Origin of the sequence: Yersinia mollaretii ATCC 43969 (genome assembly GCF_013282725.1) — a bacterium.
In the GTDB taxonomy this organism is placed as follows: domain Bacteria; phylum Pseudomonadota; class Gammaproteobacteria; order Enterobacterales; family Enterobacteriaceae; genus Yersinia; species Yersinia mollaretii.
Genome location: NZ_CP054043.1, coordinates 1,565,405 through 1,587,773 on the forward strand (window position 1 = coordinate 1,565,405; position 22,369 = coordinate 1,587,773).

The window sequence follows — 22,369 nt, forward strand, 5'->3', positions numbered from 1 at the left end:
AGGAGTAAACAATGGCAATTGTTAAATGTAAACCTACATCTCCGGGTCGTCGCCACGTTGTTAAAGTGGTTAACCCTGAGCTGCACAAGGGTAAGCCTTATGCCCCGTTGCTTGAGAAATTAAGCAAAAGCGGTGGCCGTAACAACAATGGCCGTATCACTACCCGTCATATCGGTGGTGGCCACAAGCAGCATTATCGTCTGGTTGACTTCAAACGCAACAAAGATGGTATCCCTGCAGTGGTTGAGCGTCTGGAGTACGATCCGAACCGTTCCGCGAATATCGCGCTGGTTCTGTACAAAGACGGCGAACGTCGTTACATCCTGGCGCCGAAAGGCCTGAAAGCTGGTGACCAGATCCAATCTGGCGTTGATGCTGCAATTAAAGCGGGTAACACCCTGCCTATGCGTAACATCCCAGTTGGTTCAACGGTTCATAACGTAGAGATGAAACCAGGTAAAGGCGGCCAATTGGCTCGTTCTGCTGGTGCATACGTTCAGATCGTTGCTCGTGACGGTTCCTACGTTACTCTGCGTCTGCGCTCCGGCGAAATGCGCAAGGTTCTAGCTGATTGCCGCGCCACCTTAGGTGAAGTCGGTAACGCTGAACACATGCTGCGTGTGCTGGGTAAAGCAGGTGCTAGTCGTTGGCGTGGTATTCGTCCTACCGTTCGCGGTACGGCGATGAACCCGGTAGATCACCCACACGGTGGTGGTGAAGGTCGTAACTTTGGTAAGCACCCGGTAACCCCGTGGGGCGTACAGACCAAAGGTAAGAAGACCCGTAGCAACAAGCGTACTGATAAGTTCATCGTACGTCGCCGTAGTAAAAAATAATTAGAGGATAAGCCATGCCACGTTCTCTCAAGAAAGGTCCCTTCATTGACCTGCACTTGCTGAAGAAGGTAGAGAAAGCGGTGGAAAGCGGAGACAAGAAGCCAATTCGGACTTGGTCCCGTCGTTCAACGGTCTTTCCAAATATGATCGGTTTGACCATCGCTGTCCATAATGGTCGTCAGCACGTTCCTGTTTTTGTTTCCGACGAAATGGTCGGTCACAAATTGGGTGAATTCGCGCCGACCCGTACTTATCGCGGCCATGCGGCCGATAAAAAGGCTAAAAAGCGCTAAGGTAGGAGGAAGAGATGGAAACTATCGCTAAACATCGCCACGCTCGTTCTTCTGCTCAGAAGGTTCGCTTGGTAGCGGACCTGATTCGCGGTAAGAAAGTGTCGCAAGCTCTGGAAACTCTGGCCTATACCAACAAGAAAGCTGCTGGTTTGGTTAAGAAAGTGCTGGAGTCTGCCATTGCTAACGCAGAACACAACGATGGCGCTGACATCGATGATCTGAAAGTCACGAAGATTTTCGTAGACGAAGGCCCTAGCATGAAGCGCATTATGCCGCGTGCAAAAGGTCGTGCAGATCGCATCCTGAAGCGCACCAGCCACATTACTGTGGTTGTGTCCGATCGCTGAGACTCTGGAGACTAGCAATGGGTCAGAAAGTACATCCTAATGGTATTCGACTAGGTATTGTCAAAGCTTGGAACTCTACCTGGTACGCAAATACCAAAGAATTCGCTGACAACCTGGACAGCGACTTTAAAGTTCGCCAATTCTTGACTAAAGAATTAGCGAAAGCTTCCGTTTCTCGCATCGTTATCGAGCGTCCAGCGAAGAGCATCCGTGTGACTATTCACACTGCTCGTCCTGGCATCGTTATCGGCAAGAAAGGTGAAGATGTCGAAAAACTGCGTAAGGTCGTAGCGGATATCGCTGGCGTTCCTGCACAGATTAACATCGCCGAAGTCCGTAAACCGGAACTGGACGCAAAATTGGTTGCTGACAGCATCACTTCACAGCTGGAACGTCGCGTTATGTTCCGTCGTGCTATGAAGCGTGCAGTACAGAACGCAATGCGTCTTGGCGCTAAAGGTATCAAAGTTGAAGTAAGCGGCCGCCTTGGCGGTGCTGAAATCGCGCGTACCGAATGGTACCGTGAAGGTCGTGTTCCGTTGCATACACTGCGTGCGGATATCGATTACAACACATCTGAAGCGCACACCACTTATGGTGTAATCGGCGTAAAGGTATGGATCTTCAAAGGTGAGATCTTGGGTGGTATGGCTGCTGTTGAACAACCGGAACCGGCTGCTCAACCTAAAAAGCAGCAGCGTAAAGGCCGCAAGTAAGGAGAATCGCTGATGTTACAACCAAAGCGTACAAAATTCCGTAAGATGCACAAAGGCCGTAACCGTGGCCTTGCGCAAGGTACGGATGTTAGCTTCGGTGAGTTCGGCCTGAAAGCTTGTGGCCGTTGCCGCCTGACGGCTCGTCAAATCGAAGCAGCCCGTCGTGCGATGACACGTGCAATTAAGCGTCAAGGTAAGGTCTGGATCCGTGTATTCCCGGACAAACCGATCACCGAGAAGCCGCTCGAAGTGCGTATGGGTAAAGGTAAGGGTAACGTAGAGTATTGGGTTGCCTTGATCCAGCCAGGAAAAGTTTTATTTGAAATGGCTGGTGTGCCGGAAGAAACTGCTCGCGAAGCATTTAAGCTCGCTGCAGCGAAACTGCCTGTAGGAACCACCTTTGTAACTAAGACGGTGATGTAATGAAAGCACAAGAGCTGCGTGAAAAAAGCGTTGAAGAGCTGAACACTGAGCTGCTCAACCTGCTGCGTGAGCAATTTAATTTGCGCATGCAGGCGGCTAGTGGCCAGCTGCAACAAACTCACCTGTCGAAACAAGTGCGTCGTAATATCGCACGTGTTAAGACTTTACTGACTGAAAAGGCGGGTGCGTAATGACTGACCAAATCCGTACTCTGCAAGGTCGCGTAGTTAGTGACAAAATGGAGAAATCCATGGTTGTTGCTATCGAACGTGTGGTGAAGCACCCGATTTACGGGAAATTCATCCGTCGTACGACGAAATTGCATGTACATGACGAGAACAATGAATGTGGTATCGGTGACGTGGTAGAAATCCGCGAATGCCGTCCACTGTCAAAGACTAAGTCTTGGACGCTTGTTCGCGTTGTAGAGAAAGCGATTCTGTAATAGAGTAGCTGACTCGAACATAATAAGCGGCTCAGAAAGTGGGCCGCTTATTTTTTCTACCCATAATCTGGAAGCGGTGTTATAATGCTGCGCCCTCGTTATTGGGGCTTTTAAACGACCTATTCTGGGTCCTAAAGTAGTAGTTGACATTAGCGGAGCACTAACATGATCCAAGAACAGACTATGCTGAACGTGGCCGACAACTCCGGTGCACGTCGCGTAATGTGTATCAAGGTTCTAGGTGGCTCGCACCGTCGCTACGCAGGCATCGGCGACATCATCAAGATCACCATCAAGGAAGCAATTCCTCGTGGCAAGGTGAAGAAAGGCGATGTTCTGAAGGCGGTAGTGGTGCGCACCAAGAAGGGTGTACGTCGCCCGGACGGTTCTGTCATTCGCTTCGATGGTAACGCTTGTGTTATTTTAAATAATAACAGCGAGCAGCCAATCGGCACGCGTATTTTTGGGCCGGTAACTCGTGAACTGCGTAATGAGAAGTTCATGAAAATTATCTCTCTGGCACCAGAAGTACTCTAAGGAGCGAACCATGGCAGCGAAAATCCGTCGTGATGACGAAGTTATCGTGCTAACCGGGAAAGACAAAGGTAAGCGCGGTAAAGTAAAGAATGTCCTGTCTGCTGGTAAGGTCATTGTTGAAGGTATCAATCTGGTTAAAAAACATCAGAAGCCGGTTCCGGCCCTGAACCAACCAGGTGGCATTGTTGAAAAAGAAGCTGCAATTCAAGTTTCCAACCTTGCGCTGTTCAACGCGACAACCGGTAAGGCTGACCGTGTAGGCTTTAGATTTGAAGACGGCAAAAAAGTCCGTTTCTTTAAATCTAACAGCGAAACTATCAAGTAATTTGGAGTAATACGATGGCGAAACTGCATGATTACTACAAAGACGAGGTGGTCAAACAACTGATGTCTCAGTTTGGCTACAACTCTGTCATGCAAGTCCCTCGGGTCGAGAAGATCACCCTGAACATGGGTGTTGGTGAAGCGATTGCTGACAAGAAACTGCTGGATAATGCAGCAGCTGACTTGGCAGCTATCTCCGGTCAAAAGCCGTTTATCACCAAAGCACGCAAATCTGTTGCAGGCTTCAAAATCCGTCAGGGCTATCCGATCGGCTGTAAAGTAACCCTGCGTGGCGAACGCATGTGGGAATTCTTTGAGCGTCTGATTACCATTGCTGTTCCGCGTATCCGTGACTTCCGTGGCTTGTCCGCTAAGTCATTCGATGGTCGTGGAAACTACAGCATGGGTGTGCGCGAGCAGATCATCTTCCCGGAAATCGACTACGATAAAGTCGATCGTGTACGTGGTTTGGATATTACCATTACCACTACTGCGAAATCCGATGATGAAGGCCGTGCATTGTTGGCTGCTTTTAAATTCCCATTCCGCAAGTAAGGTAGGGTTACTGATGGCTAAGCAATCAATGAAAGCACGCGAAGTCGTTCGCGTGAAACTAGCTAACAAATACCGCGCTCAACGCGAGGAATTAAAAGCTATTATCTCTGGTGTGAACTCATCCGACGAAGATCGTTGGAATGCTGTTCTGAAGCTGCAGTCTCTGCCGCGTGATTCCAGCCCGTCCCGTCAGCGTAACCGCTGCAACCAAACTGGTCGTCCGCATGGTTTCCTGCGGAAGTTCGGGTTGAGCCGTATTAAAGTCCGTGAAACCGCAATGCGCGGTGAAATCCCGGGCCTTAAAAAGGCTAGCTGGTAATTGTCACCAATTGAATCACGGGAGTAAAGACAGATGAGCATGCAAGATCCGATCGCGGATATGCTGACCCGTATCCGTAACGGTCAAGCCGCAAATAAAGTTGCGGTCACCATGCCTTCCTCCAAGCTGAAAGTGGCAATTGCCAACGTTCTGAAGGAAGAAGGCTTTATTGAAGATTTTAAAATCGAAGGCGACACCAAGCCTACTCTGGAATTAGCACTTAAGTATTTCCAGGGCAAGGCAGTGGTAGAAAGCATTCAACGTATCAGCCGTCCAGGTTTGCGCATCTATAAGAAAAAAGATGAGCTGCCAAAAGTTATGGCCGGTTTGGGTATCGCTGTTATTTCTACCTCTAAAGGTGTTATGACCGATCGTGCAGCTCGCCAAGCTGGTCTTGGTGGCGAGATTATCTGCTACGTAGCTTAATTCGGGAGGAAAGAATGTCTCGTGTTGCAAAAGCACCCGTCGTCATTCCTGCCGGCGTAGAGGTAAAACTCAACGGTCAGGTTATTTCGATAAAGGGTAAGAACGGCGAGCTGACTCGTACCGTCCATAGTGCTGTTGAAGTTAAGCAAGAAGATAATACATTGACTTTCGCTCCACGCGAAGGCGCTGTAGACGGTTGGGCCCAAGCGGGTACCACTCGTGCACTGCTTAACGCAATGGTCGTTGGTGTTACCGAAGGCTTCACTAAGAAGCTTCAACTGGTAGGCGTAGGCTACCGTGCCGCAGTTAAAGGCAACGTGGTGAATTTAGCCTTAGGCTTTTCTCATCCAGTTGACCATGAATTGCCGGCTGGCATCACTGCCGAGTGCCCGACCCAAACTGAAATCGTGCTGAAAGGCGCTGATAAGCAGGTGATTGGTCAGGTTGCAGCAGATTTGCGTGCCTACCGTCGTCCTGAGCCTTATAAAGGCAAGGGTGTCCGTTACGCCGACGAAGTCGTGCGTACCAAAGAGGCTAAGAAGAAGTAAGGTAACACTATGGATAAGAAAGCAGCTCGTATCCGTCGTGCGACCCGCGCACGCCGCAAGCTCAAAGAACTGGGTGCGACTCGCCTGGTGGTACATCGTACCCCACGCCATATTTACGCGCAGGTTATTGCACCAAACGGTTCTGAAATTTTGGTCGCCGCTTCTACTGTAGAAAAAGCTATCAATGAGCAATTGAAGTACGCCGGCAACAAAGATGCCGCCGCAGCTGTAGGTAAAGCTGTTGCAGAGCGCGCATTGGAAAAAGGGATCACGAAAGTATCCTTTGACCGTTCCGGTTTCCAATATCATGGTCGAGTCCAGGCACTGGCAGATGCTGCCCGTGAAGCTGGCCTTCAGTTCTAAGGTAGAGGTGTAAGATGTCACACATCGAAAAACAAGCTGGCGAACTGCAGGAAAAGCTGATCGCGGTAAACCGCGTATCTAAAACCGTAAAAGGTGGCCGTATTTTCAGCTTTACCGCACTGACAGTAGTTGGTGATGGTAACGGTCGCGTTGGTTTTGGCTACGGCAAAGCACGCGAAGTTCCGGCAGCGATCCAGAAAGCGATGGAAAAAGCCCGTCGCGCTATGATTAATGTTGCTTTGGATAACGGTACTCTGCAGCACCCAGTTAAAGGTGCTCATACGGGTTCTCGTGTATTCATGCAACCAGCTTCTGAAGGTACCGGTATTATTGCCGGTGGTGCAATGCGCGCCGTCTTGGAAGTTGCAGGGGTTCATAACGTATTGGCCAAGGCATATGGTTCCACCAACCCAATCAACGTGGTTCGTGCAACTATTTTAGCTCTGGAAGATATGAAATCCCCAGAAATGGTCGCTGCTAAGCGTGGTAAGTCCGTCGAAGAAATTCTAGGGAAATAACCATGGCAAAGACTATTAAAGTAACTCAAACAAAAAGCAGTATCGGTCGTTTGCCGAAACACAAGGCAACTCTGATCGGTTTAGGTCTGCGTCGTATTGGTCATACCGTAGAGCGTGAGGATACTCCCGCTGTACGTGGTATGGTCAACTTGGTTTCCTACATGGTTAAAGTTGAGGAGTAACAGATGCGTTTAAATACTCTGTCTCCGGCTGAAGGTGCCAAGCATGCGCCGAAGCGTGTAGGTCGTGGTATTGGTTCTGGCCTGGGTAAAACTGCTGGTCGTGGTCACAAAGGTCAGAACTCACGTTCTGGCGGTGGCGTACGTCGTGGTTTTGAAGGTGGTCAGATGCCTTTATATCGTCGTTTGCCGAAATTCGGCTTCACCTCTCGCAAAGCTATGATCACGGCAGAAGTTCGTCTGTCTGAACTGGCTTTAGTGGAAGGCGACGTAATCGACCTGAACACGCTGAAAGCCGCTAACGTTGTTGGTACCCAGATTGAGTTTGCGAAAGTTATGCTTTCAGGCGAAATCACTCGTGCGGTAACTCTTCGTGGTCTGCGTGTCACCAAAGGCGCTCGTGCTGCTATCGAAGCTGCTGGCGGTAAAATTGAGGAATAAGTAGCAGATGGCTAAGCAACCAGGATTAGATTTTCAAAGTGCTAAAGGCGGATTAGGCGAACTGAAGCGCAGACTTTTGTTTGTTATCGGTGCGCTTATTGTTTTCCGTATCGGCTCTTTTATTCCGATTCCTGGTATCGATGCCACTGTGCTTGCTAAATTGCTCGAGCAGCAGAGAGGGACCATCATTGAAATGTTTAACATGTTCTCTGGTGGTGCTCTCAGTCGTGCTTCTATCTTTGCCTTGGGTATCATGCCGTATATTTCGGCATCAATTATCATCCAACTGTTAACGGTGGTTCATCCAGCGTTGGCAGAAATAAAGAAAGAAGGGGAGGCTGGCCGTCGGAAGATTAGCCAGTACACCCGTTATGGCACGTTGGTATTGGCTATATTCCAATCGATCGGTATTGCTACCGGTCTACCGAATATGCCTGGGATGCAAGGTCTGGTAATCAATCCAGGCTTTGCCTTCTATTTTACCGCTGTTGTTAGCTTGGTCACTGGGACAATGTTCTTGATGTGGCTTGGCGAACAGATTACTGAGCGTGGTATCGGTAACGGTATTTCAATCATAATCTTTGCTGGTATTGTTGCCGGTCTACCGCCTGCAATAGCCCATACCATCGAGCAAGCTCGGCAAGGCGACCTGCACTTCCTCCTGTTGCTGTTGGTTGCAGTATTAGTGTTTGCAGTAACCTTCTTCGTTGTTTTCATTGAGCGTGGTCAGCGTCGTATCGTCGTCAACTATGCTAAACGTCAACAAGGTCGTCGTGTTTATGCAGCACAGAGCACACACTTACCGTTGAAAGTAAATATGGCCGGGGTTATCCCAGCAATCTTTGCTTCCAGCATAATTCTGTTTCCTGCCACGATTGCATCATGGTTTGGGGGCGGGACAGGTTGGAACTGGCTGACGACTATTTCGATGTATTTGCAGCCAGGACAGCCGCTTTATGTGTTACTCTATGCGTCTGCAATCATCTTCTTCTGTTTCTTCTACACGGCGCTAGTTTTCAACCCGCGTGAAACAGCAGATAACCTGAAGAAGTCCGGTGCATTCGTGCCAGGAATTCGTCCGGGAGAGCAAACGGCGAAGTACATCGATAAAGTAATGACGCGTCTAACCTTAATTGGTGCGATGTATATTACTTTCATCTGCCTGATCCCGGAGTTCATGCGTGACGCGATGAAAGTACCATTTTACTTTGGTGGTACCTCCCTACTTATTGTAGTGGTGGTCATCATGGACTTTATGGCTCAAGTGCAAACTCTGATGATGTCGAGTCAGTACGAGTCTGCATTGAAGAAAGCAAACCTAAAAGGCTATAACCGCTAATTAGGGATGTTTGAGAAGTTACGGAGAGTAAAAATGAAAGTTCGTGCTTCCGTCAAGAAATTATGTCGTAACTGCAAAATTGTTAAGCGTAACGGTGTCGTTCGCGTAATCTGCAGTGCCGAACCAAAGCATAAACAGCGTCAAGGCTGATTTATCTTGCATATTTTTCTTGCAAAGTTGGGTTGAGCTGGCTAGATTAGCCAGCCAATCTTTTGTATGTGACTGCAATGCTATTTGAGTATCCTGAAAACGGGCTTTTCAGAATGGTATTGCTGTATAAAATAGTAGGAGTGCATAGTGGCCCGTATAGCAGGCATTAACATTCCTGATCAGAAACATACCGTTATCGCTTTAACTGCGATTTACGGCATCGGTAAAACTCGCTCACAGGCTATCTGTGTTGCTGCGGGTATTGCTGAAAATGTTAAGATCAGTGAGCTGTCTGAAGAGCAAATCGAGAAGCTGCGTGACGAAGTTGCCAAGTACGTTGTAGAAGGTGATCTGCGTCGTGAGGTGACCCTGAGCATCAAGCGTCTGATGGACCTTGGGACTTATCGTGGTTTGCGTCATCGTCGTGGTCTACCAGTTCGCGGTCAGCGTACTAAGACCAACGCACGTACCCGTAAGGGTCCGCGTAAACCGATCAAGAAATAATCGGGGTGATTGAATAATGGCAAAGGCACCTATTCGTGCACGTAAGCGTGTAAGAAAGACAGTCTCTGACGGTGTGGCTCATATCCATGCTTCTTTCAACAACACCATCGTTACTATTACAGATCGTCAAGGTAACGCATTGGGTTGGGCAACAGCAGGTGGTTCCGGTTTCCGTGGATCTCGTAAGTCTACTCCGTTTGCAGCGCAAGTTGCAGCAGAGCGCTGCGCTGACGCAGTGAAAGAATACGGTATCAAGAATCTGGAAGTTATGGTTAAAGGACCTGGTCCGGGCCGTGAGTCTACTATCCGTGCGTTAAACGCGGCTGGTTTCCGCATCACTAATATTACTGATGTGACTCCGATCCCTCATAACGGTTGTCGTCCGCCGAAAAAGCGCCGCGTATAACGCTGCTTTTAGGTTTGTTGGAGAGAGAAAATGGCAAGATATTTGGGGCCTAAGCTCAAGCTGAGCCGTCGTGAGGGCACAGACTTATTCCTTAAGTCTGGCGTTCGTGCGATTGACACCAAGTGTAAGATCGAACAACCACCTGGCCAGCACGGTGCGCGTAAACCGCGTCTGTCTGACTACGGTGTGCAGTTACGTGAAAAGCAAAAAGTTCGCCGTATCTATGGTGTTCTAGAACGTCAATTCCGTAACTACTATAAAGAAGCAGCACGCCTGAAAGGCAACACTGGTGCAAACCTGTTGCAATTGCTGGAAGGTCGTCTGGATAACGTAGTTTACCGTATGGGCTTTGGCGCAACTCGTGCTGAATCACGTCAGCTGGTTAGTCATAAAGCTATCATGGTAAATGGTCGCGTTGTTAACATCGCTTCTTATCAGGTATCTCCGAATGACGTAGTCAGCATCCGTGAGAAAGCTAAAAAGCAGTCTCGTGTTAAGGCAGCTTTGGAGCTGGCTGAGCAGCGTGAAAAGCCGACTTGGCTGGAAGTTGATGCTGTCAAGATGGAAGGTGTGTTCAAACGTATTCCTGAACGTACTGATCTGTCTGCGGACATTAATGAACACCTGATCGTCGAGCTTTACTCCAAGTAAAGCTTAGTACCAAAGAGAGGACACAATGCAGGGTTCTGTGACAGAGTTTCTAAAACCGCGCCTGGTAGATATCGAGCAAGTCAGTTCGACGCACGCCAAGGTGACCCTTGAGCCGTTAGAGCGTGGCTTTGGCCATACTCTCGGCAACGCACTGCGCCGTATTCTGCTTTCATCTATGCCGGGTTGCGCGGTGACCGAGGTTGAGATTGATGGTGTACTGCATGAGTACAGCACCAAAGAAGGCGTACAGGAAGATATCCTGGAGATCCTGCTCAACCTGAAAGGGCTGGCGGTGAGAGTTCAGGGTAAAGATGAAGTTATTCTTACCCTGAATAAATCTGGCATTGGCCCTGTGACTGCAGCCGATATCACCCATGATGGTGATGTCGAAATCGTCAAGCCGCAGCACGTTATCTGCCACCTGACCGATGAAAACGCATCTATTAGTATGCGTGTCAAAGTTCAACGTGGTCGTGGTTATGTGCCGGCTTCTGCCCGAATTCATTCGGAAGAAGATGAGCGCCCGATTGGTCGTCTGTTAGTAGATGCATGCTATAGCCCTGTAGAGCGTATTGCCTACAATGTTGAAGCAGCGCGTGTAGAACAGCGTACCGACCTGGACAAGTTGGTTATCGAGATGGAAACCAATGGTACGATCGATCCTGAAGAGGCGATTCGCCGTGCGGCAACTATCTTGGCTGAACAGCTTGAAGCTTTCGTTGACCTACGTGATGTACGTCAGCCGGAAGTTAAAGAAGAGAAGCCAGAGTTTGATCCGATCCTGCTGCGCCCTGTTGACGATCTGGAATTGACTGTCCGCTCTGCTAACTGCCTCAAGGCAGAAGCTATCCACTACATCGGTGATCTGGTACAGCGTACCGAGGTTGAGTTGCTGAAAACGCCTAACCTGGGTAAAAAATCTCTTACTGAGATTAAAGACGTGCTCGCTTCACGTGGTCTTTCTTTAGGCATGCGCCTAGAAAATTGGCCACCAGCTAGCATTGCTGACGAGTAACCGGATCACAGGTTAAGGTTTTACTGAGAAGGATAAGGTCATGCGCCATCGTAAGAGTGGTCGTCAACTGAACCGTAACAGCAGCCATCGCCAGGCTATGTTCCGTAACATGGCCGGCTCTTTGGTTCGTCATGAGATAATCAAGACGACCCTGCCGAAAGCGAAAGAGCTGCGTCGCGTTGTTGAGCCGCTGATTACTCTTGCCAAGACCGACAGCGTAGCTAATCGTCGTCTGGCATTCGCCCGTACTCGTGATAACGAGATCGTGGCAAAACTGTTTAACGAGCTAGGCCCGCGTTTCGCGAGCCGCGCCGGTGGTTACACTCGCATTCTGAAGTGTGGCTTCCGTGCAGGCGACAACGCACCGATGGCTTACATCGAGTTAGTTGATCGTGCTGCATCGCAAGCAGAAGTAGTTGCTGCAGAGTAATCTGTAAACGCGTAAAAAAACCGGGCTTGCCCGGTTTTTTTACGTCCATAATTCAATGACGTAATGCCATACCTTCGTACTTTTCTTCTTTTCTCCTATTATTTATTCACTAATCCATTAATCTTAACTAACCTCTGATTTTGCAAAACCATATCTCTTGGATGAAATATGGGGTTAATTGATGAATGAGCTGAACGGCAGATTGCTCATGCCCAATCTGCCTGAACGACATAAGCGCCAAAACTTGCTGGATATGTGATTGAGACAAGTGAGAATTAGCACTTATTTTCTGCATTAAGAGTATCAGCATAAAATGACTGATAATCTGTTAAATGAAGGATAAGTAATGTTAAAAATTGGACAACTCGCTAAACTCGCCGACGTTACACCAGATACTATTCGCTACTATGAGAAGCAAGGTATGATGCAGCATGGTGAACGCACAGAAGGTGGTTATAGACTGTATAATGAACAAGATTTGCAGCGCTTGCGGTTTATCCGTTATGCAAAGCAGCTCGGGTTTACATTAGAAACTATCGCCGAATTGCTATCGATCCGTGTGGACCCTGCTCATCATACATGCCAAGAGTCTAAGGCAATTGTAGATTCGCGGTTACATGATGTGGAAAGCAAGATTACTGAGCTTAAAAAAATGCGTGAATCACTAAAACGACTCAGCAGTGCCTGTTGTGGTAGTTCACATGCGACGACTTATTGCTCTATTTTGGAAGCATTGGAGCAGGGGGCTGCTGAGGAATTAGTTTAAGACTATATTTTTCTGATGAGGAGTTTAAATCGGCTCAAACAAGCAGTATTATTTGTGGGTTTTTTAATCTATACCATTATTAGTGAGGAACTATTATGACGACATATCGCCATACCAAGGGAAAAATAAAAGATAATGCACTAGAAGCGCTGCTCCATGATCCACTTTTCAGGCAACGTATTGAGAAGAATATCAAAGGGAAAGGGAGTTATCAGCGTAAAGGTAAACATTCAAAAGGTGGTAACTGGGAGGCCAGTGGTAAGCAATCAATAGATTCTTTACCACTGGCCTTCTGATTTACAGACAATAAAAACGCCATCAGTTTGATGGCGTTAACATATCGATCCAATCGAAATTATTTTTCTTGCTGTGCTTTCAACAAATCACGGATCTCTGCTAATAGCTTCTCTTCCGTTGTTGGTGCTGGCTCTGCTGCGGCTTCTTCCGCTTTTTCACGACGCATTTTATTCATGAGCTTAACTGCAGAAAATATAGCTAGAGCCACAATAACAAAATCAAAAATACTTTGAATGAAGATACCGTAATTCATTACAACAGCAGGTACTGTGCCTTCGGCCGCACGTAATATGAAATGGAATTGCTTAAAATCGACGCCACCGAGTAATAAGCCCAAGGGTGGCATGATGATATCGGCAACAAGTGAAGAAACGATTCTACCAAATGCCGCACCAATAATGACACCGACAGCCAAGTCGACTACATTGCCACGCATGGCAAATTCACGAAATTCCTTCATAAAACTCATAACCAACACCCCATTTTAAAAATGAATGACTTAATTTTAGCCAAATAAAACTCGGTACAACCCTAATTATAGGAAATTTTTCCTAATTCCTCATGGGAATAGCGTTAATTTGTCAGTCAGCTTGGATAGCTTAATTATTATTCATTACAAGAAGAATGGACTTGGTTGGAACAGTCTCTCGACGTCAGGAACAAATTTCTTGTGAGTAATAAACATCACCACATGATCACCCTGCTTAATAATGGAATTACCATTTGCAATGATAACTTCATCACCGCGAACAATGGCTCCAATAGTCGTCCCTGGCGGCAACTTGATATCTTCAACCATCCGACCGACAACCTTTGACGTACTTTCGTCACCATGAGCAATCGCTTCTATTGCCTCGGCAACACCCCGTCTTAACGAAGATACGCTGACGATATCCGCTTTACGGACATGGCCCAGTAGTGCAGAAATAGTGGCTTGTTGTGGTGAGATAACAATATCAATGACACTTCCCTGAACCAAATCCACATAGGCGCTACGTTGGATTAATACCATCGCCTTCTTCGCACCCATACGTTTTGCCAGCATAGCTGACATGATGTTTGCTTCATCATCATTGGTTATCGCGATAAAAACATCCACCTGCTCGATGTGTTCTTCTGCCAGTAATTCTTGATCTGATGCATCGCCATAAAAAACAATAGTGTCATGCAGCATTTCGGCTAATTCGGCGGCTCTCTGCGGGTCGCGTTCAATGAGTTTTACACTGTAATCTTTTTCTAATCGCAGGGCTAAACCTGCACCCACATTGCCCCCCCCAACAATCATAATGCGCTTGTAGGGTTTCTCTAGACGCTGTAGCTCACTCATTACCGCACGAATATGTTGTGAGGCTGCGACAAAGAAGACTTCATCTCCCGCTTCAATGATCGTAGAACCTTGGGGGCGAATCGGACGATCTTGACGAAATATCGCGGCAACACGGGTATCAATATGTGGCATATGTTCACGTAGGGATGACAATGCATTCCCCACTAGCGGCCCGCCATAGTAGGCTTTAACGGCGGCAATACTGACTTTACCTTCAGCAAAATTGACCACCTGCAAAGCACCTGGGTATTCGATTAGCTTATAGATATAATCGATAACTAGCTGTTCTGGCGATATTAGATGATCTATAGGGACGGCTTCCGGAAGAAATAACTTATCGGCTTCACGGATGTATTCAGCTGAACGAATTCGAGCAATTCGGTTTGGCGTATTAAATAGCGAATAGGCGATTTGGCAGGCAACCATATTGGTTTCGTCAGAATTCGTTACCGCAACCAACATATCGGCATCTTCTGCTCCTGCTTCTCGTAGCACACGAGGGTGCGAACCATGTCCTTGCACCACACGTAGATCAAACTTATCTTGTAATTGGCGCAGGCGGCCGGAGTCAACATCAACAACAGTGATATCATTGTTCTCACCCACCAAGTTTTCCGCTAGGGTTCCACCAACTTGCCCCGCCCCAAGAATAATTATTTTCATAGCGTTCTCTGTTTCACACTGAAATTAGGTTTGAGGCATAGCAAAAGCCACGGTTATCTTTTGATTAACTGAGTCTTTTGATTAACTTGGCATAAAAGAAACCGTCGCCATCCTCTGGGTGGGGCAGGTTTTGTTTACCGGGCACCGCAGTCGTGCCTGTTTCAACTAATTCAGCTTCAGAATGACGCTGCAAGAAAGCGGCAATCTGCTGCTGATTCTCTTCCGGCAATATAGAACAGGTAGCATAAACCATTACGCCACCTTTTTTCAGTTTAGGCCAAATAGCTTCAATGATCTCAGATTGCAATTGGGCTAGCTCGGCAATGTCACGGTCTCGGCGTAACCATTTGATATCAGGATGGCGGCGGATAACCCCAGTTGCAGAGCAAGGCGCGTCTAACAGAATACGATCAAATTGCTGATCTCCACACCAATCCTCTGGGGTCCTGCCATCGCCTACGCGCACGACAGCATGTAATTTCAGCCGCTGTAAGTTCTCTTTTACTCGGTCGAGGCGCTGCTCATCAATATCAACGGCCAATACATGAGCCTTTGGTGCAGCTTCCAGAATATGCGTTGTTTTGCCGCCGGGAGCTGCGCAGAGGTCAAGGATCTGTTCGCCATTGTGTGGATCAAGCAGATCAACACAACCTTGAGCCGATGCATCTTGCACGGTGGCCCAACCAAGCTCAAAACCGGGTAACGCACTGACAGCGCATGGCGTGATAAGACGCAGTGCATCGGAATAAAGATCATGCGGCACTGCATCTATATCGGCTTGTTTTAAGAGTTCGAGATATTCACTGCGTGTGTGATGCAGGCGATTAACGCGCAACCACATAGGTGGTTTTTGGTTATTCGCATCCAGAATCTGCTGCCACTGATCGGGATAAGCCAGCTTAATCCGTGCCAATAACCAGCTCGGATGCAGATAACGACTTTCGTTATTTGCCGCACGCTCCAGTAGTTCAACTTGTTGGCGCTGGAATTGGCGCAATACACCGTTAATCAACCCCTTTAATTGCGGGCGCTTCAGCGCAGTGGCACCTTCGACTGTTTCTGCCAGCGCTGCATGATGGGGAATACGGGTGTAAATCAACTGATACAGTCCAACCATAATCAGATAATGAAACACGCGCTGCTTACCCGTCATCGGGCGAGCCATCAACTGCTGGATGCACCACTCTAATTGCGGCAAGACACGCAAAGTGCCAAAACACAACTCCTGCAGCAATGCGCGATCTTTATCAGAAATACTGTTGTGTAGCCCAGGTAAAACGGTGCTGAGCGATTGCCCCTGATCCAATACCTGACTAATTGCTTTAGCAGCGATGCTGCGGAGATTATATGTGTTTTTCATAACCAAAAAAGCCGACAAACGTCAGCAAATAAAGGGAAAGTGGCCCGATGATGATGATGGAGTATCGGGCGATGAAATCTATTGGGTAGATAGCTGTAACTGCTGAGCTATTATGCTAGTTGATTGCCGGGTGTAAACCACTCGCGACGTGAATTTAACAAGTCAGCTGCGGACATGGCCTTTTTCCCGGCAGGTTGCAGTTGCGTGATATTTAAAACACCCTCTGCTGTTGCCACTTGGATGCCATGCTTATCTGCATGAATGATAGTTCCGGGCTGAGTATTCCCAACCGCAGGGAGTACCTGTGCTTGCCAGACTTTGACCGACTGTTCATCTACGACAAAATAGCTCACTGGCCAAGGATTAAAAGCACGAATACAACGCTCTAACTGAGCGGCAGAAAGTGACCAATCTAACTTCGCTTCTTCTTTGCTGAGTTTCTCGGCATAAGTCACTTGTGCTTCATCTTGTACTTCTGGCTGTGCACGGCCTTCAGCTAATTCTTGCAGTGTGATCAATAAGCCTTGAGGGCCTAATTGTGCCAGTTTATCGTACAGCGTCGCGCTAGTATCTTCTGGCTGAATATCGCATTCAATCTTATGCAACATATCGCCGGTATCTAGCCCAACATCCATCTGCATGATGGTTACCCCAGTTTTAGCATCTCCAGCCCAGACTGAACGTTGGATGGGGGCAGCACCACGCCAGCGTGGTAGCAGGGAACCGTGGACATTGATACAGCCTAATCGCGGCATTGCCAATACAGATGCAGGTAGAATCAGGCCATAGGCGACCACTACCATAATATCAGCATTAAGATCGGCAACTAAATGTTGATTCTCCTCTGGCCGCAATGATTTTGGCTGAAAAACGGGGATACCCTGTTGTTCTGCCAATATTTTTACGGGGCTCGGGGTCAGTTTATTACCTCGTCCTGCCGGGCGGTCTGGTTGAGTGAAAACACCAACAATTTGATGCTGAGAAGACAACAACGCGCCAAGATGGCGCGCTGCAAAATCAGGAGTTCCGGCAAAAATAATCCGCAAAGAGTCAGACACGTAGGTTTCCTGCATTAGAAGGGGTTAGTTGTCACGGGCATTCAACTTGGCCATTTTCTCCAGCTTTTGGCGGATGCGCTGACGTTTCAGTGGTGACAAATAGTCCACAAACAGTTTTCCAACCAAGTGATCCATTTCATGCTGGATGCAAATCGCTAATAAATCATCTGCTTCTAGCTCGAACGGTTTACCGTCTCGATCCAGCGCTCTGATTTTTACCTTTTCTGCTCGAGGAACTAATGCACGTTGTTCAGGAATTGATAAACAACCCTCTTCGATGCCAGTTTCACCGCTTTTTTCCAGCAGTTCTGGGTTAATCAGCACCAAACGTTGGTCACGGTTTTCTGAGACGTCAATAACGATAATTTGCAGGTGAACATCCACTTGTGTTGCGGCAAGCCCAATACCTTCCTCTGCGTACATCGTTTCGAACATGTCGTCCACAATGCGCTGGATTTCACCATTGACTTCTTTTACCGGCGCAGCAATTTTGCGCAGCCGCTCATCTGGGTAATGTAATACTTGTAATACTGACATAAATATCTAGATCTGCGTCCGAGTAGTGAATGATATTCAATCTCTATTCTAGACATTTCTCGCTCGGATTGACAGCATTGGCGACCAATTGAACAAATCGGTGTCAGCGTTGGAAACAAGCCAGGGAGGCGATATGTTAGCAGCAGAATTATGGCTCAGGATGAGCAAGGTTAAGGGATTTGGCGTAGCGAAGAGCGGTGGATTGGTTAGGCGGTTACTTACTAGTGGTGATATTCACCCCAGCCGATTGGCCGCTTATGGACTGAATTCACAGCAATGTCAGCAGTTTTATCAGGTAGACCTCCGTTATATTGAAGCCACATTAACTTGGCTGAATCACCCCTCTCACCACTTGTTGGCGCATGGTGAACCAGATTACCCACCTCGTTTAGCCCATATTTCTGGCGCACCCTTGGTGCTTTTTGTTTCTGGCGAGCTGGATGTCCTCTATCGCCCACAGATTGCTATGGTTGGGAGCCGCCATTTTAGCCATTATGGCGAGCAGTGGGGCCATCATTTTGCTTCAGAACTGGCCCGAACTGGGTTAGTCATCACCAGCGGACTCGCAATGGGAATCGATGGGATTTGCCACCAAGCCGCTTTGAGTGCGAAAGGAAAGACTATCGCAGTATTAGGCAGTGGATTAGAGAATATTTATCCTCGGCGACATAGTCAGTTAGCCAAAGAGATTGAGCACCAAGGTGGGGCATTAGTCTCTGAGTTTTTGACGACGGCACTGCCGATAGCAGCCCATTTTCCCAGAAGAAACCGCATCATCAGTGGATTAAGTTCGGCTGTACTGGTTGTTGAAGCCACAATGAAAAGTGGCTCTTTAATTACTGCCCGCTATGCTATTGAACAAGGGAGAGATGTTTTTGCTTTGCCAGGGCCATTAGGGAGTGCAACCAGCGAAGGAGTGCATTGGCTAATCCAGCAAGGGGCCTATTTGGCAAGCTCTGCACAAGGGGTTGCTGAACAGCTAGGCGGTTCACTTCAATGGATATCATTACCTGACAAAGCAATTATTTCTTCATCAGAGAGGCAAGTTGAATTGCCATTTGCTGATGTGTTGGCTAACGTAGGAGATGAGGTGACACCCGTTGATGTCGTCGCCGAACGTGCCGGCCAACCTGTGCCAGACATCGTAAGCAAATTGCTTGAGCTGGAGTTAGCAGGGTGGATCGCAGCAGTACCCGGCGGCTATGTCCGATTAAGGAGGGCAGGCCATGTTCGACGTTTTAATTTACTTATTTGAAACTTATATGCATAACGAGTCGGAAATGCTTGTCGACCAAGATAAGATTACTGACGATCTTGCTGACGCAGGTTTCTATCGTGAGGATATCAACAACGCCCTGAACTGGTTGGAGGCTCTTGCTGACCTACAAGAAGGGCAGAAAGCACCTTATCTCTATGCCGCCGATCCGCAAGCATTACGTATTTATACTGTGGAAGAGTCTCAACGTCTGGATACCACTTGTCGTGGTTTTATCCTATTTCTTGAACAAATTCAGGTACTACACTTTGATACCCGTGAAATGGTTATCGATCGTATTATGGCGTTAGATTCTAATGAGATTGATCTGGAAGACCTTAAATGGGTTGTGCTGATGGTGTTGTTTAACATACCGGGTTATGAAATTGCCTATCAGCAGATGGAAGAGTTACTTTTTGAAGTCAATGAAGGTTATTTGCACTAAGTGGTAACATTGCTGGCTAATAACTTTAAAAACAGAAGGCGTTATGACGAAAACAGTTACTGCCAAGGATAATGGGTCGTGTCCTGAATGCGGATCGGCTTTAGTCATTCGCAGTGGTGGGCATGGGCCATTCCTTGGTTGTTCGCATTATCCCGATTGTCAGTATATGCGCCCGCTGAAAGCGCAATCTGATGGTCATATAGTGAAAGTTCTGGACGGGCAGTTTTGCCCTGAATGTGGTTCAGAAATGGTATTGCGGCAAGGGCGCTTTGGTATGTTTATTGGTTGCAGCCAATATCCCCAATGTGATCATACTGAAGTCATTGATAAGCCTGATGAGACGACGATCGACTGTCCGCAATGTGGCCAAGGAAAACTGCTACAGCGTAAGTCACGGTTTGGGAAGGTTTTCCATGCCTGTAATCGTTATCCGGATTGCCAATTTACCATTAACCAGCAACCTATCGCCGGAAACTGTGGCTATTGCCACTATCCATTATTAATGGAAAAGAGAACAGCACAAGGCGTCAAACGTTTTTGCGCCAGCAAGTTATGTGGGAAGGTCGTGGCAAGTGAGTGATAACAGCATAAGCATGAAAGAGAATAGTGATGTTTTGGCCGATGTGTTGCGGGCATTGCGGCAAGAAGAAGTTATTGCCTATCCGACAGAAGCCGTTTTTGGTTTAGGCTGTGACCCTGATAGTGAAAAGGCTGTGAATGCCCTATTAACCTTAAAACAGCGACCATGGCAAAAAGGTTTGATCCTGATTGCGGCCAATTATGAACAATTAAAACCTTATGTTGATGACTCGTCATTAAGTGACTCACAACGAGAGACTATTTTTTCATGCTGGCCTGGGGCGGTCACATGGGTGATTCCTGCTCGTACTGAAACGCCACGTTGGCTAACGGGTAGCTTTGATTCATTGGCTGTCAGGGTGAGTGACCACCCACTTGTACAGCAACTTTGCTTGCAATATGGCAAGCCACTGGTTTCAACCAGCGCCAATTTAAGTGGTCATGAGCCTTGCCGTACCGATGAAGAAGTGAGAATACAATTTGGCCCTTCACTGCCGGTGCTTCTTGGCAAGGTTGGTGGTCGTTTGAACCCATCTGAAATCAGAGACGCCTTAACCGGTAAGCAATTTCGTCAAGGGTAGGAAATAGCATGGATCAGAAGTTCGCAGTGTTTGGTAATCCCATTGGGCACAGCAAGTCGCCGAGGATCCATGCGCTTTTTGCTGAGCAAACAGGTATAGAGCATCAATACGGTAAAGTGCTTGCACCTAATGAAACATTTGAGGATGTATTAACGTCCTTTTTTGCTGATGGAGCAGTAGGTGCGAACATCACCACGCCGTTTAAAGAACGCGCGTATGCTAAATGTGATGAACTGACGGATCGTGCGTCATTGGCAGGTGCGGTTAATACGATCAAACAATTAGAAGATGGCCGTTTATTAGGTGACAATACCGACGGAATTGGCATGCTCAGTGATCTTCAACGACTACACCTGATCCAAACAACCGATACTATCCTGTTAGTAGGGGCAGGTGGGGCGGCCCGTGGTGTTATCCTTCCTTTACTCTCATATGGGTGCAAAGTCGTTATGACTAATCGCACTTATATACGCGCACATCAGCTTGCTGAAGTATTCCACCATTTGGGTGATATTGATGCTGCCGAAATGCAGGCCCTGCACGGGCAGCAATTTGATTTAATCATAAATGCAACCGCTTCAGGTATTCATGGCGAGGTTCCCAACTTACCTACAGATATCATCGGCCCACAAACTCGCTGCTACGATATGTTCTATCAAGCTGATGACACGCCATTTTTGGCCTGGGGTAAGAGGCTTGGTGTGACAAGCTATGCAGATGGTCTGGGTATGCTGGTGGGGCAAGCGGCACATGCTTTCCAACTCTGGCATGGTGTGATGCCTGAAATAGCACCGGTCTTAAATCAGTTGCGTAATGAGTTAGGTAAATAGAAGAGCGCGGAATAATGCAGGAAAGAGATGACCTATCTCCTGCATCCACGATAATAATGATGACTTATTTGGTTTCAGTCAGATAGTCATCTTTCCAGCGCACGTAGTTACCGGCAGAGTAAAGCAGACCTTCTAATTCCGCCGGCGTTAACGGGCGGACTTGTCTCGCGGGGCTACCCATATAGAGGTAACCACTCACCAACCGTTTTCCAGGAGCAACCAGACTACCGGCTCCAATCATCACATCATCTTCTATTACCGCGCCATCTAACAGGATCGATCCCATCCCCACGAGTACCCGATTACCAATAGTGCAGCCATGAAGCATCGCCTTATGCCCAACCGTCACGTCTTCGCCAATAATCAGTGGATTCCCTTTAGGATCGTGCTCCGACTTATGGGTAACGTGTAGCACACTGCCATCTTGAATATTTGAACGTGCGCCAATGACAACCTGATTGACATCACCCCGAATCGCGACCAACGGCCAGACACTCACATCATCGCCCAGAACAACGTTGCCAATGATCACGCTGGATCCATCAACCATGACGCGATCACCAAGCGTAGGTAAATAGTGTAGATAGGGGCGAATAGCATCAGACATAATAATAACCTCTTTTATACGATCATATTTTACTGGCAATACTAGCCTTTGTTGCTGGAATTACAACCAATCGGAGGCGGAGAGCGCAGTGAAAATAAGGCGGATCGACCAAGATCTGCGCGTAAGGAGCGAAAAGTATTCAAACAGTAGAAAAAGACGAAAAAAGAGTTGTGCAAAAAACTCGACTCCCTATAATGCGCATCCATCGAGACGGCACACAACGAATCAAGTAGTTAAGTGACCGGCAAAGAGAACAGAGAAATTCAACGAAATAAGTAGTTGACTCTGAGTGAGGAAAG

General features: G+C 47.7%; 37 protein-coding genes. 31 read left to right on the forward strand and 6 right to left on the reverse strand.

The features are described 5' to 3' along the window. Window positions 1-11 precede the first annotated feature (11 nt). The 26 genes from rplB (at window position 12) to HRD69_RS06995 (ending at window position 12,827) form a co-directional block, all read left to right on the forward strand. Entirely contained in the window at window positions 12-836 is an 825-nt protein-coding gene (gene rplB / locus HRD69_RS06870) for a 50S ribosomal protein L2 (protein ID WP_004709246.1), read from the forward strand. Window positions 837-850: 14 nt separating this feature from the next. Beyond that, window positions 851-1,129 carry a 30S ribosomal protein S19 gene (gene rpsS / locus HRD69_RS06875; RefSeq protein ID WP_002213430.1) on the forward strand — a complete coding sequence of 93 codons (279 nt, stop codon included), beginning with the start codon at window positions 851-853 and terminating at the stop codon, window positions 1,127-1,129. A gap of 14 nt (window positions 1,130-1,143) precedes the next feature. Continuing rightward, window positions 1,144-1,476 carry a 50S ribosomal protein L22 gene (gene rplV / locus HRD69_RS06880; RefSeq protein ID WP_004391423.1) on the forward strand — a complete coding sequence of 111 codons (333 nt, stop codon included), beginning with the start codon at window positions 1,144-1,146 and terminating at the stop codon, window positions 1,474-1,476. A 17-nt stretch (window positions 1,477-1,493) separates the two neighbouring features. After that, window positions 1,494-2,192 (forward strand): 30S ribosomal protein S3, encoded by a 699-nt coding sequence (rpsC, locus tag HRD69_RS06885; protein WP_002221644.1) that lies wholly within the window; start codon window positions 1,494-1,496, stop codon window positions 2,190-2,192. Window positions 2,193-2,204: 12 nt separating this feature from the next. After that, entirely contained in the window at window positions 2,205-2,615 is a 411-nt protein-coding gene (gene rplP, locus HRD69_RS06890) for a 50S ribosomal protein L16 (protein ID WP_002218940.1), read from the forward strand. After that, complete coding sequence (gene rpmC, locus HRD69_RS06895; protein WP_005159843.1) at window positions 2,615-2,806, forward strand: 50S ribosomal protein L29; 192 nt, start codon at window positions 2,615-2,617, stop codon at window positions 2,804-2,806. Before rplP ends, rpmC begins: the two co-directional genes overlap by 1 nt. Further along, window positions 2,806-3,060, forward strand: a complete 255-nt coding sequence (rpsQ, locus tag HRD69_RS06900; protein WP_002228135.1) for a 30S ribosomal protein S17 — start codon at window positions 2,806-2,808, stop codon at window positions 3,058-3,060. The genes rpmC and rpsQ overlap by 1 nt, the downstream gene beginning before the upstream one ends. 165 nt (window positions 3,061-3,225) lie before the next feature. Beyond that, window positions 3,226-3,597, forward strand: a complete 372-nt coding sequence (gene rplN / locus HRD69_RS06905) for a 50S ribosomal protein L14 (RefSeq protein WP_002213325.1) — start codon at window positions 3,226-3,228, stop codon at window positions 3,595-3,597. Window positions 3,598-3,607: 10 nt separating this feature from the next. Continuing rightward, entirely contained in the window at window positions 3,608-3,922 is a 315-nt protein-coding gene (rplX, locus tag HRD69_RS06910) for a 50S ribosomal protein L24 (protein WP_004875104.1), read from the forward strand. A gap of 14 nt (window positions 3,923-3,936) precedes the next feature. After that, window positions 3,937-4,476, forward strand: a complete 540-nt coding sequence (gene rplE, locus HRD69_RS06915) for a 50S ribosomal protein L5 (RefSeq protein ID WP_004391419.1) — start codon at window positions 3,937-3,939, stop codon at window positions 4,474-4,476. Between the two features lie 13 nt (window positions 4,477-4,489). Then, entirely contained in the window at window positions 4,490-4,795 is a 306-nt protein-coding gene (gene rpsN, locus HRD69_RS06920; RefSeq protein WP_004391418.1) for a 30S ribosomal protein S14, read from the forward strand. A 33-nt stretch (window positions 4,796-4,828) separates the two neighbouring features. After that, on the forward strand, window positions 4,829-5,221 hold the full coding sequence (gene rpsH / locus HRD69_RS06925) for a 30S ribosomal protein S8 (protein WP_019213301.1): 393 nt from the start codon (window positions 4,829-4,831) through the stop codon (window positions 5,219-5,221). Window positions 5,222-5,235: 14 nt separating this feature from the next. Further along, window positions 5,236-5,769 (forward strand): 50S ribosomal protein L6, encoded by a 534-nt coding sequence (gene rplF / locus HRD69_RS06930; protein WP_005271806.1) that lies wholly within the window; start codon window positions 5,236-5,238, stop codon window positions 5,767-5,769. Between the two features lie 9 nt (window positions 5,770-5,778). Then, window positions 5,779-6,132: a 50S ribosomal protein L18 gene (gene rplR / locus HRD69_RS06935; RefSeq protein ID WP_004391413.1), complete on the forward strand. Its 354-nt coding sequence runs from the start codon at window positions 5,779-5,781 to the stop codon at window positions 6,130-6,132. Window positions 6,133-6,146: 14 nt separating this feature from the next. Next, entirely contained in the window at window positions 6,147-6,650 is a 504-nt protein-coding gene (gene rpsE, locus HRD69_RS06940) for a 30S ribosomal protein S5 (protein ID WP_004875101.1), read from the forward strand. A 2-nt stretch (window positions 6,651-6,652) separates the two neighbouring features. After that, window positions 6,653-6,832, forward strand: a complete 180-nt coding sequence (gene rpmD, locus HRD69_RS06945) for a 50S ribosomal protein L30 (RefSeq protein ID WP_002213339.1) — start codon at window positions 6,653-6,655, stop codon at window positions 6,830-6,832. A gap of 3 nt (window positions 6,833-6,835) precedes the next feature. Then, window positions 6,836-7,270 carry a 50S ribosomal protein L15 gene (gene rplO, locus HRD69_RS06950; RefSeq protein ID WP_004391411.1) on the forward strand — a complete coding sequence of 145 codons (435 nt, stop codon included), beginning with the start codon at window positions 6,836-6,838 and terminating at the stop codon, window positions 7,268-7,270. 7 nt (window positions 7,271-7,277) lie between these two features. Next, window positions 7,278-8,609 (forward strand): preprotein translocase subunit SecY, encoded by a 1,332-nt coding sequence (gene secY, locus HRD69_RS06955; RefSeq protein WP_002213344.1) that lies wholly within the window; start codon window positions 7,278-7,280, stop codon window positions 8,607-8,609. Window positions 8,610-8,642: 33 nt separating this feature from the next. Beyond that, window positions 8,643-8,759, forward strand: a complete 117-nt coding sequence (rpmJ, locus tag HRD69_RS06960; RefSeq protein ID WP_002227352.1) for a 50S ribosomal protein L36 — start codon at window positions 8,643-8,645, stop codon at window positions 8,757-8,759. Between the two features lie 147 nt (window positions 8,760-8,906). Next, a complete protein-coding gene (gene rpsM, locus HRD69_RS06965) occupies window positions 8,907-9,263 on the forward strand; it encodes a 30S ribosomal protein S13 (RefSeq protein WP_004702348.1) in 357 nt (118 codons plus the stop codon). Window positions 9,264-9,279: 16 nt separating this feature from the next. Continuing rightward, window positions 9,280-9,669, forward strand: a complete 390-nt coding sequence (rpsK, locus tag HRD69_RS06970) for a 30S ribosomal protein S11 (protein WP_004709234.1) — start codon at window positions 9,280-9,282, stop codon at window positions 9,667-9,669. A 30-nt stretch (window positions 9,670-9,699) separates the two neighbouring features. Next, window positions 9,700-10,320, forward strand: coding sequence for a 30S ribosomal protein S4 (gene rpsD, locus HRD69_RS06975; RefSeq protein ID WP_002218949.1), 621 nt, complete (start codon window positions 9,700-9,702; stop codon window positions 10,318-10,320). Between the two features lie 25 nt (window positions 10,321-10,345). Further along, window positions 10,346-11,335 (forward strand): DNA-directed RNA polymerase subunit alpha, encoded by a 990-nt coding sequence (locus HRD69_RS06980; RefSeq protein WP_004875100.1) that lies wholly within the window; start codon window positions 10,346-10,348, stop codon window positions 11,333-11,335. Window positions 11,336-11,375: 40 nt separating this feature from the next. Beyond that, window positions 11,376-11,765, forward strand: coding sequence for a 50S ribosomal protein L17 (gene rplQ, locus HRD69_RS06985; protein WP_004391407.1), 390 nt, complete (start codon window positions 11,376-11,378; stop codon window positions 11,763-11,765). Window positions 11,766-12,111: 346 nt separating this feature from the next. Continuing rightward, entirely contained in the window at window positions 12,112-12,531 is a 420-nt protein-coding gene (gene zntR / locus HRD69_RS06990; protein WP_032814332.1) for a Zn(2+)-responsive transcriptional regulator, read from the forward strand. A gap of 95 nt (window positions 12,532-12,626) precedes the next feature. Next, complete coding sequence (locus tag HRD69_RS06995; RefSeq protein WP_004875098.1) at window positions 12,627-12,827, forward strand: alternative ribosome-rescue factor A; 201 nt, start codon at window positions 12,627-12,629, stop codon at window positions 12,825-12,827. A 59-nt stretch (window positions 12,828-12,886) separates the two neighbouring features. Here the strand turns inward: HRD69_RS06995 and mscL are convergent, their stop codons facing one another. The 5 genes from mscL to def all read right to left on the reverse strand — a co-directional run bounded on the left by mscL (window position 12,887) and on the right by def (window position 17,773). Beyond that, on the reverse strand, window positions 12,887-13,297 hold the full coding sequence (gene mscL / locus HRD69_RS07000) for a large-conductance mechanosensitive channel protein MscL (RefSeq protein ID WP_032814329.1): 411 nt from the start codon (window positions 13,295-13,297) through the stop codon (window positions 12,887-12,889). 144 nt (window positions 13,298-13,441) lie between these two features. Then, entirely contained in the window at window positions 13,442-14,818 is a 1,377-nt protein-coding gene (gene trkA / locus HRD69_RS07005) for a Trk system potassium transporter TrkA (RefSeq protein WP_004875095.1), read from the reverse strand. A gap of 64 nt (window positions 14,819-14,882) precedes the next feature. Further along, on the reverse strand, window positions 14,883-16,178 hold the full coding sequence (gene rsmB, locus HRD69_RS07010; RefSeq protein WP_004875094.1) for a 16S rRNA (cytosine(967)-C(5))-methyltransferase RsmB: 1,296 nt from the start codon (window positions 16,176-16,178) through the stop codon (window positions 14,883-14,885). 110 nt (window positions 16,179-16,288) lie between these two features. Next, window positions 16,289-17,236: a methionyl-tRNA formyltransferase gene (fmt, locus tag HRD69_RS07015; protein WP_032814327.1), complete on the reverse strand. Its 948-nt coding sequence runs from the start codon at window positions 17,234-17,236 to the stop codon at window positions 16,289-16,291. A gap of 24 nt (window positions 17,237-17,260) precedes the next feature. Further along, window positions 17,261-17,773 carry a peptide deformylase gene (gene def / locus HRD69_RS07020; RefSeq protein ID WP_004875091.1) on the reverse strand — a complete coding sequence of 171 codons (513 nt, stop codon included), beginning with the start codon at window positions 17,771-17,773 and terminating at the stop codon, window positions 17,261-17,263. Between the two features lie 133 nt (window positions 17,774-17,906). Between def and dprA the strand changes: the two genes are divergently transcribed. The 5 genes from dprA to aroE are packed head-to-tail and all read left to right on the forward strand — an operon-like array spanning window position 17,907 to window position 21,463. Next, on the forward strand, window positions 17,907-19,028 hold the full coding sequence (dprA, locus tag HRD69_RS07025; protein WP_004875090.1) for a DNA-protecting protein DprA: 1,122 nt from the start codon (window positions 17,907-17,909) through the stop codon (window positions 19,026-19,028). After that, a complete protein-coding gene (locus HRD69_RS07030; protein ID WP_032814325.1) occupies window positions 19,000-19,473 on the forward strand; it encodes a DUF494 family protein in 474 nt (157 codons plus the stop codon). Before dprA ends, HRD69_RS07030 begins: the two co-directional genes overlap by 29 nt. 43 nt (window positions 19,474-19,516) lie before the next feature. Beyond that, window positions 19,517-20,053 (forward strand): DNA topoisomerase family protein, encoded by a 537-nt coding sequence (locus HRD69_RS07035; protein WP_032814323.1) that lies wholly within the window; start codon window positions 19,517-19,519, stop codon window positions 20,051-20,053. 13 nt (window positions 20,054-20,066) lie between these two features. Beyond that, entirely contained in the window at window positions 20,067-20,633 is a 567-nt protein-coding gene (tsaC, locus tag HRD69_RS07040; protein WP_004875087.1) for an L-threonylcarbamoyladenylate synthase type 1 TsaC, read from the forward strand. A gap of 8 nt (window positions 20,634-20,641) precedes the next feature. Continuing rightward, window positions 20,642-21,463: a shikimate dehydrogenase gene (gene aroE, locus HRD69_RS07045; protein WP_032814321.1), complete on the forward strand. Its 822-nt coding sequence runs from the start codon at window positions 20,642-20,644 to the stop codon at window positions 21,461-21,463. Window positions 21,464-21,527: 64 nt separating this feature from the next. On the opposite strand, the gene HRD69_RS07050 is transcribed toward aroE, so the two are convergent. Further along, the gene (locus HRD69_RS07050) at window positions 21,528-22,070 is read right to left on the reverse strand and encodes a gamma carbonic anhydrase family protein (protein WP_032814319.1); all 543 of its coding nucleotides are present in this window, start codon (window positions 22,068-22,070) and stop codon (window positions 21,528-21,530) included. Between the last annotated feature and the right edge of the window lie 299 nt (window positions 22,071-22,369).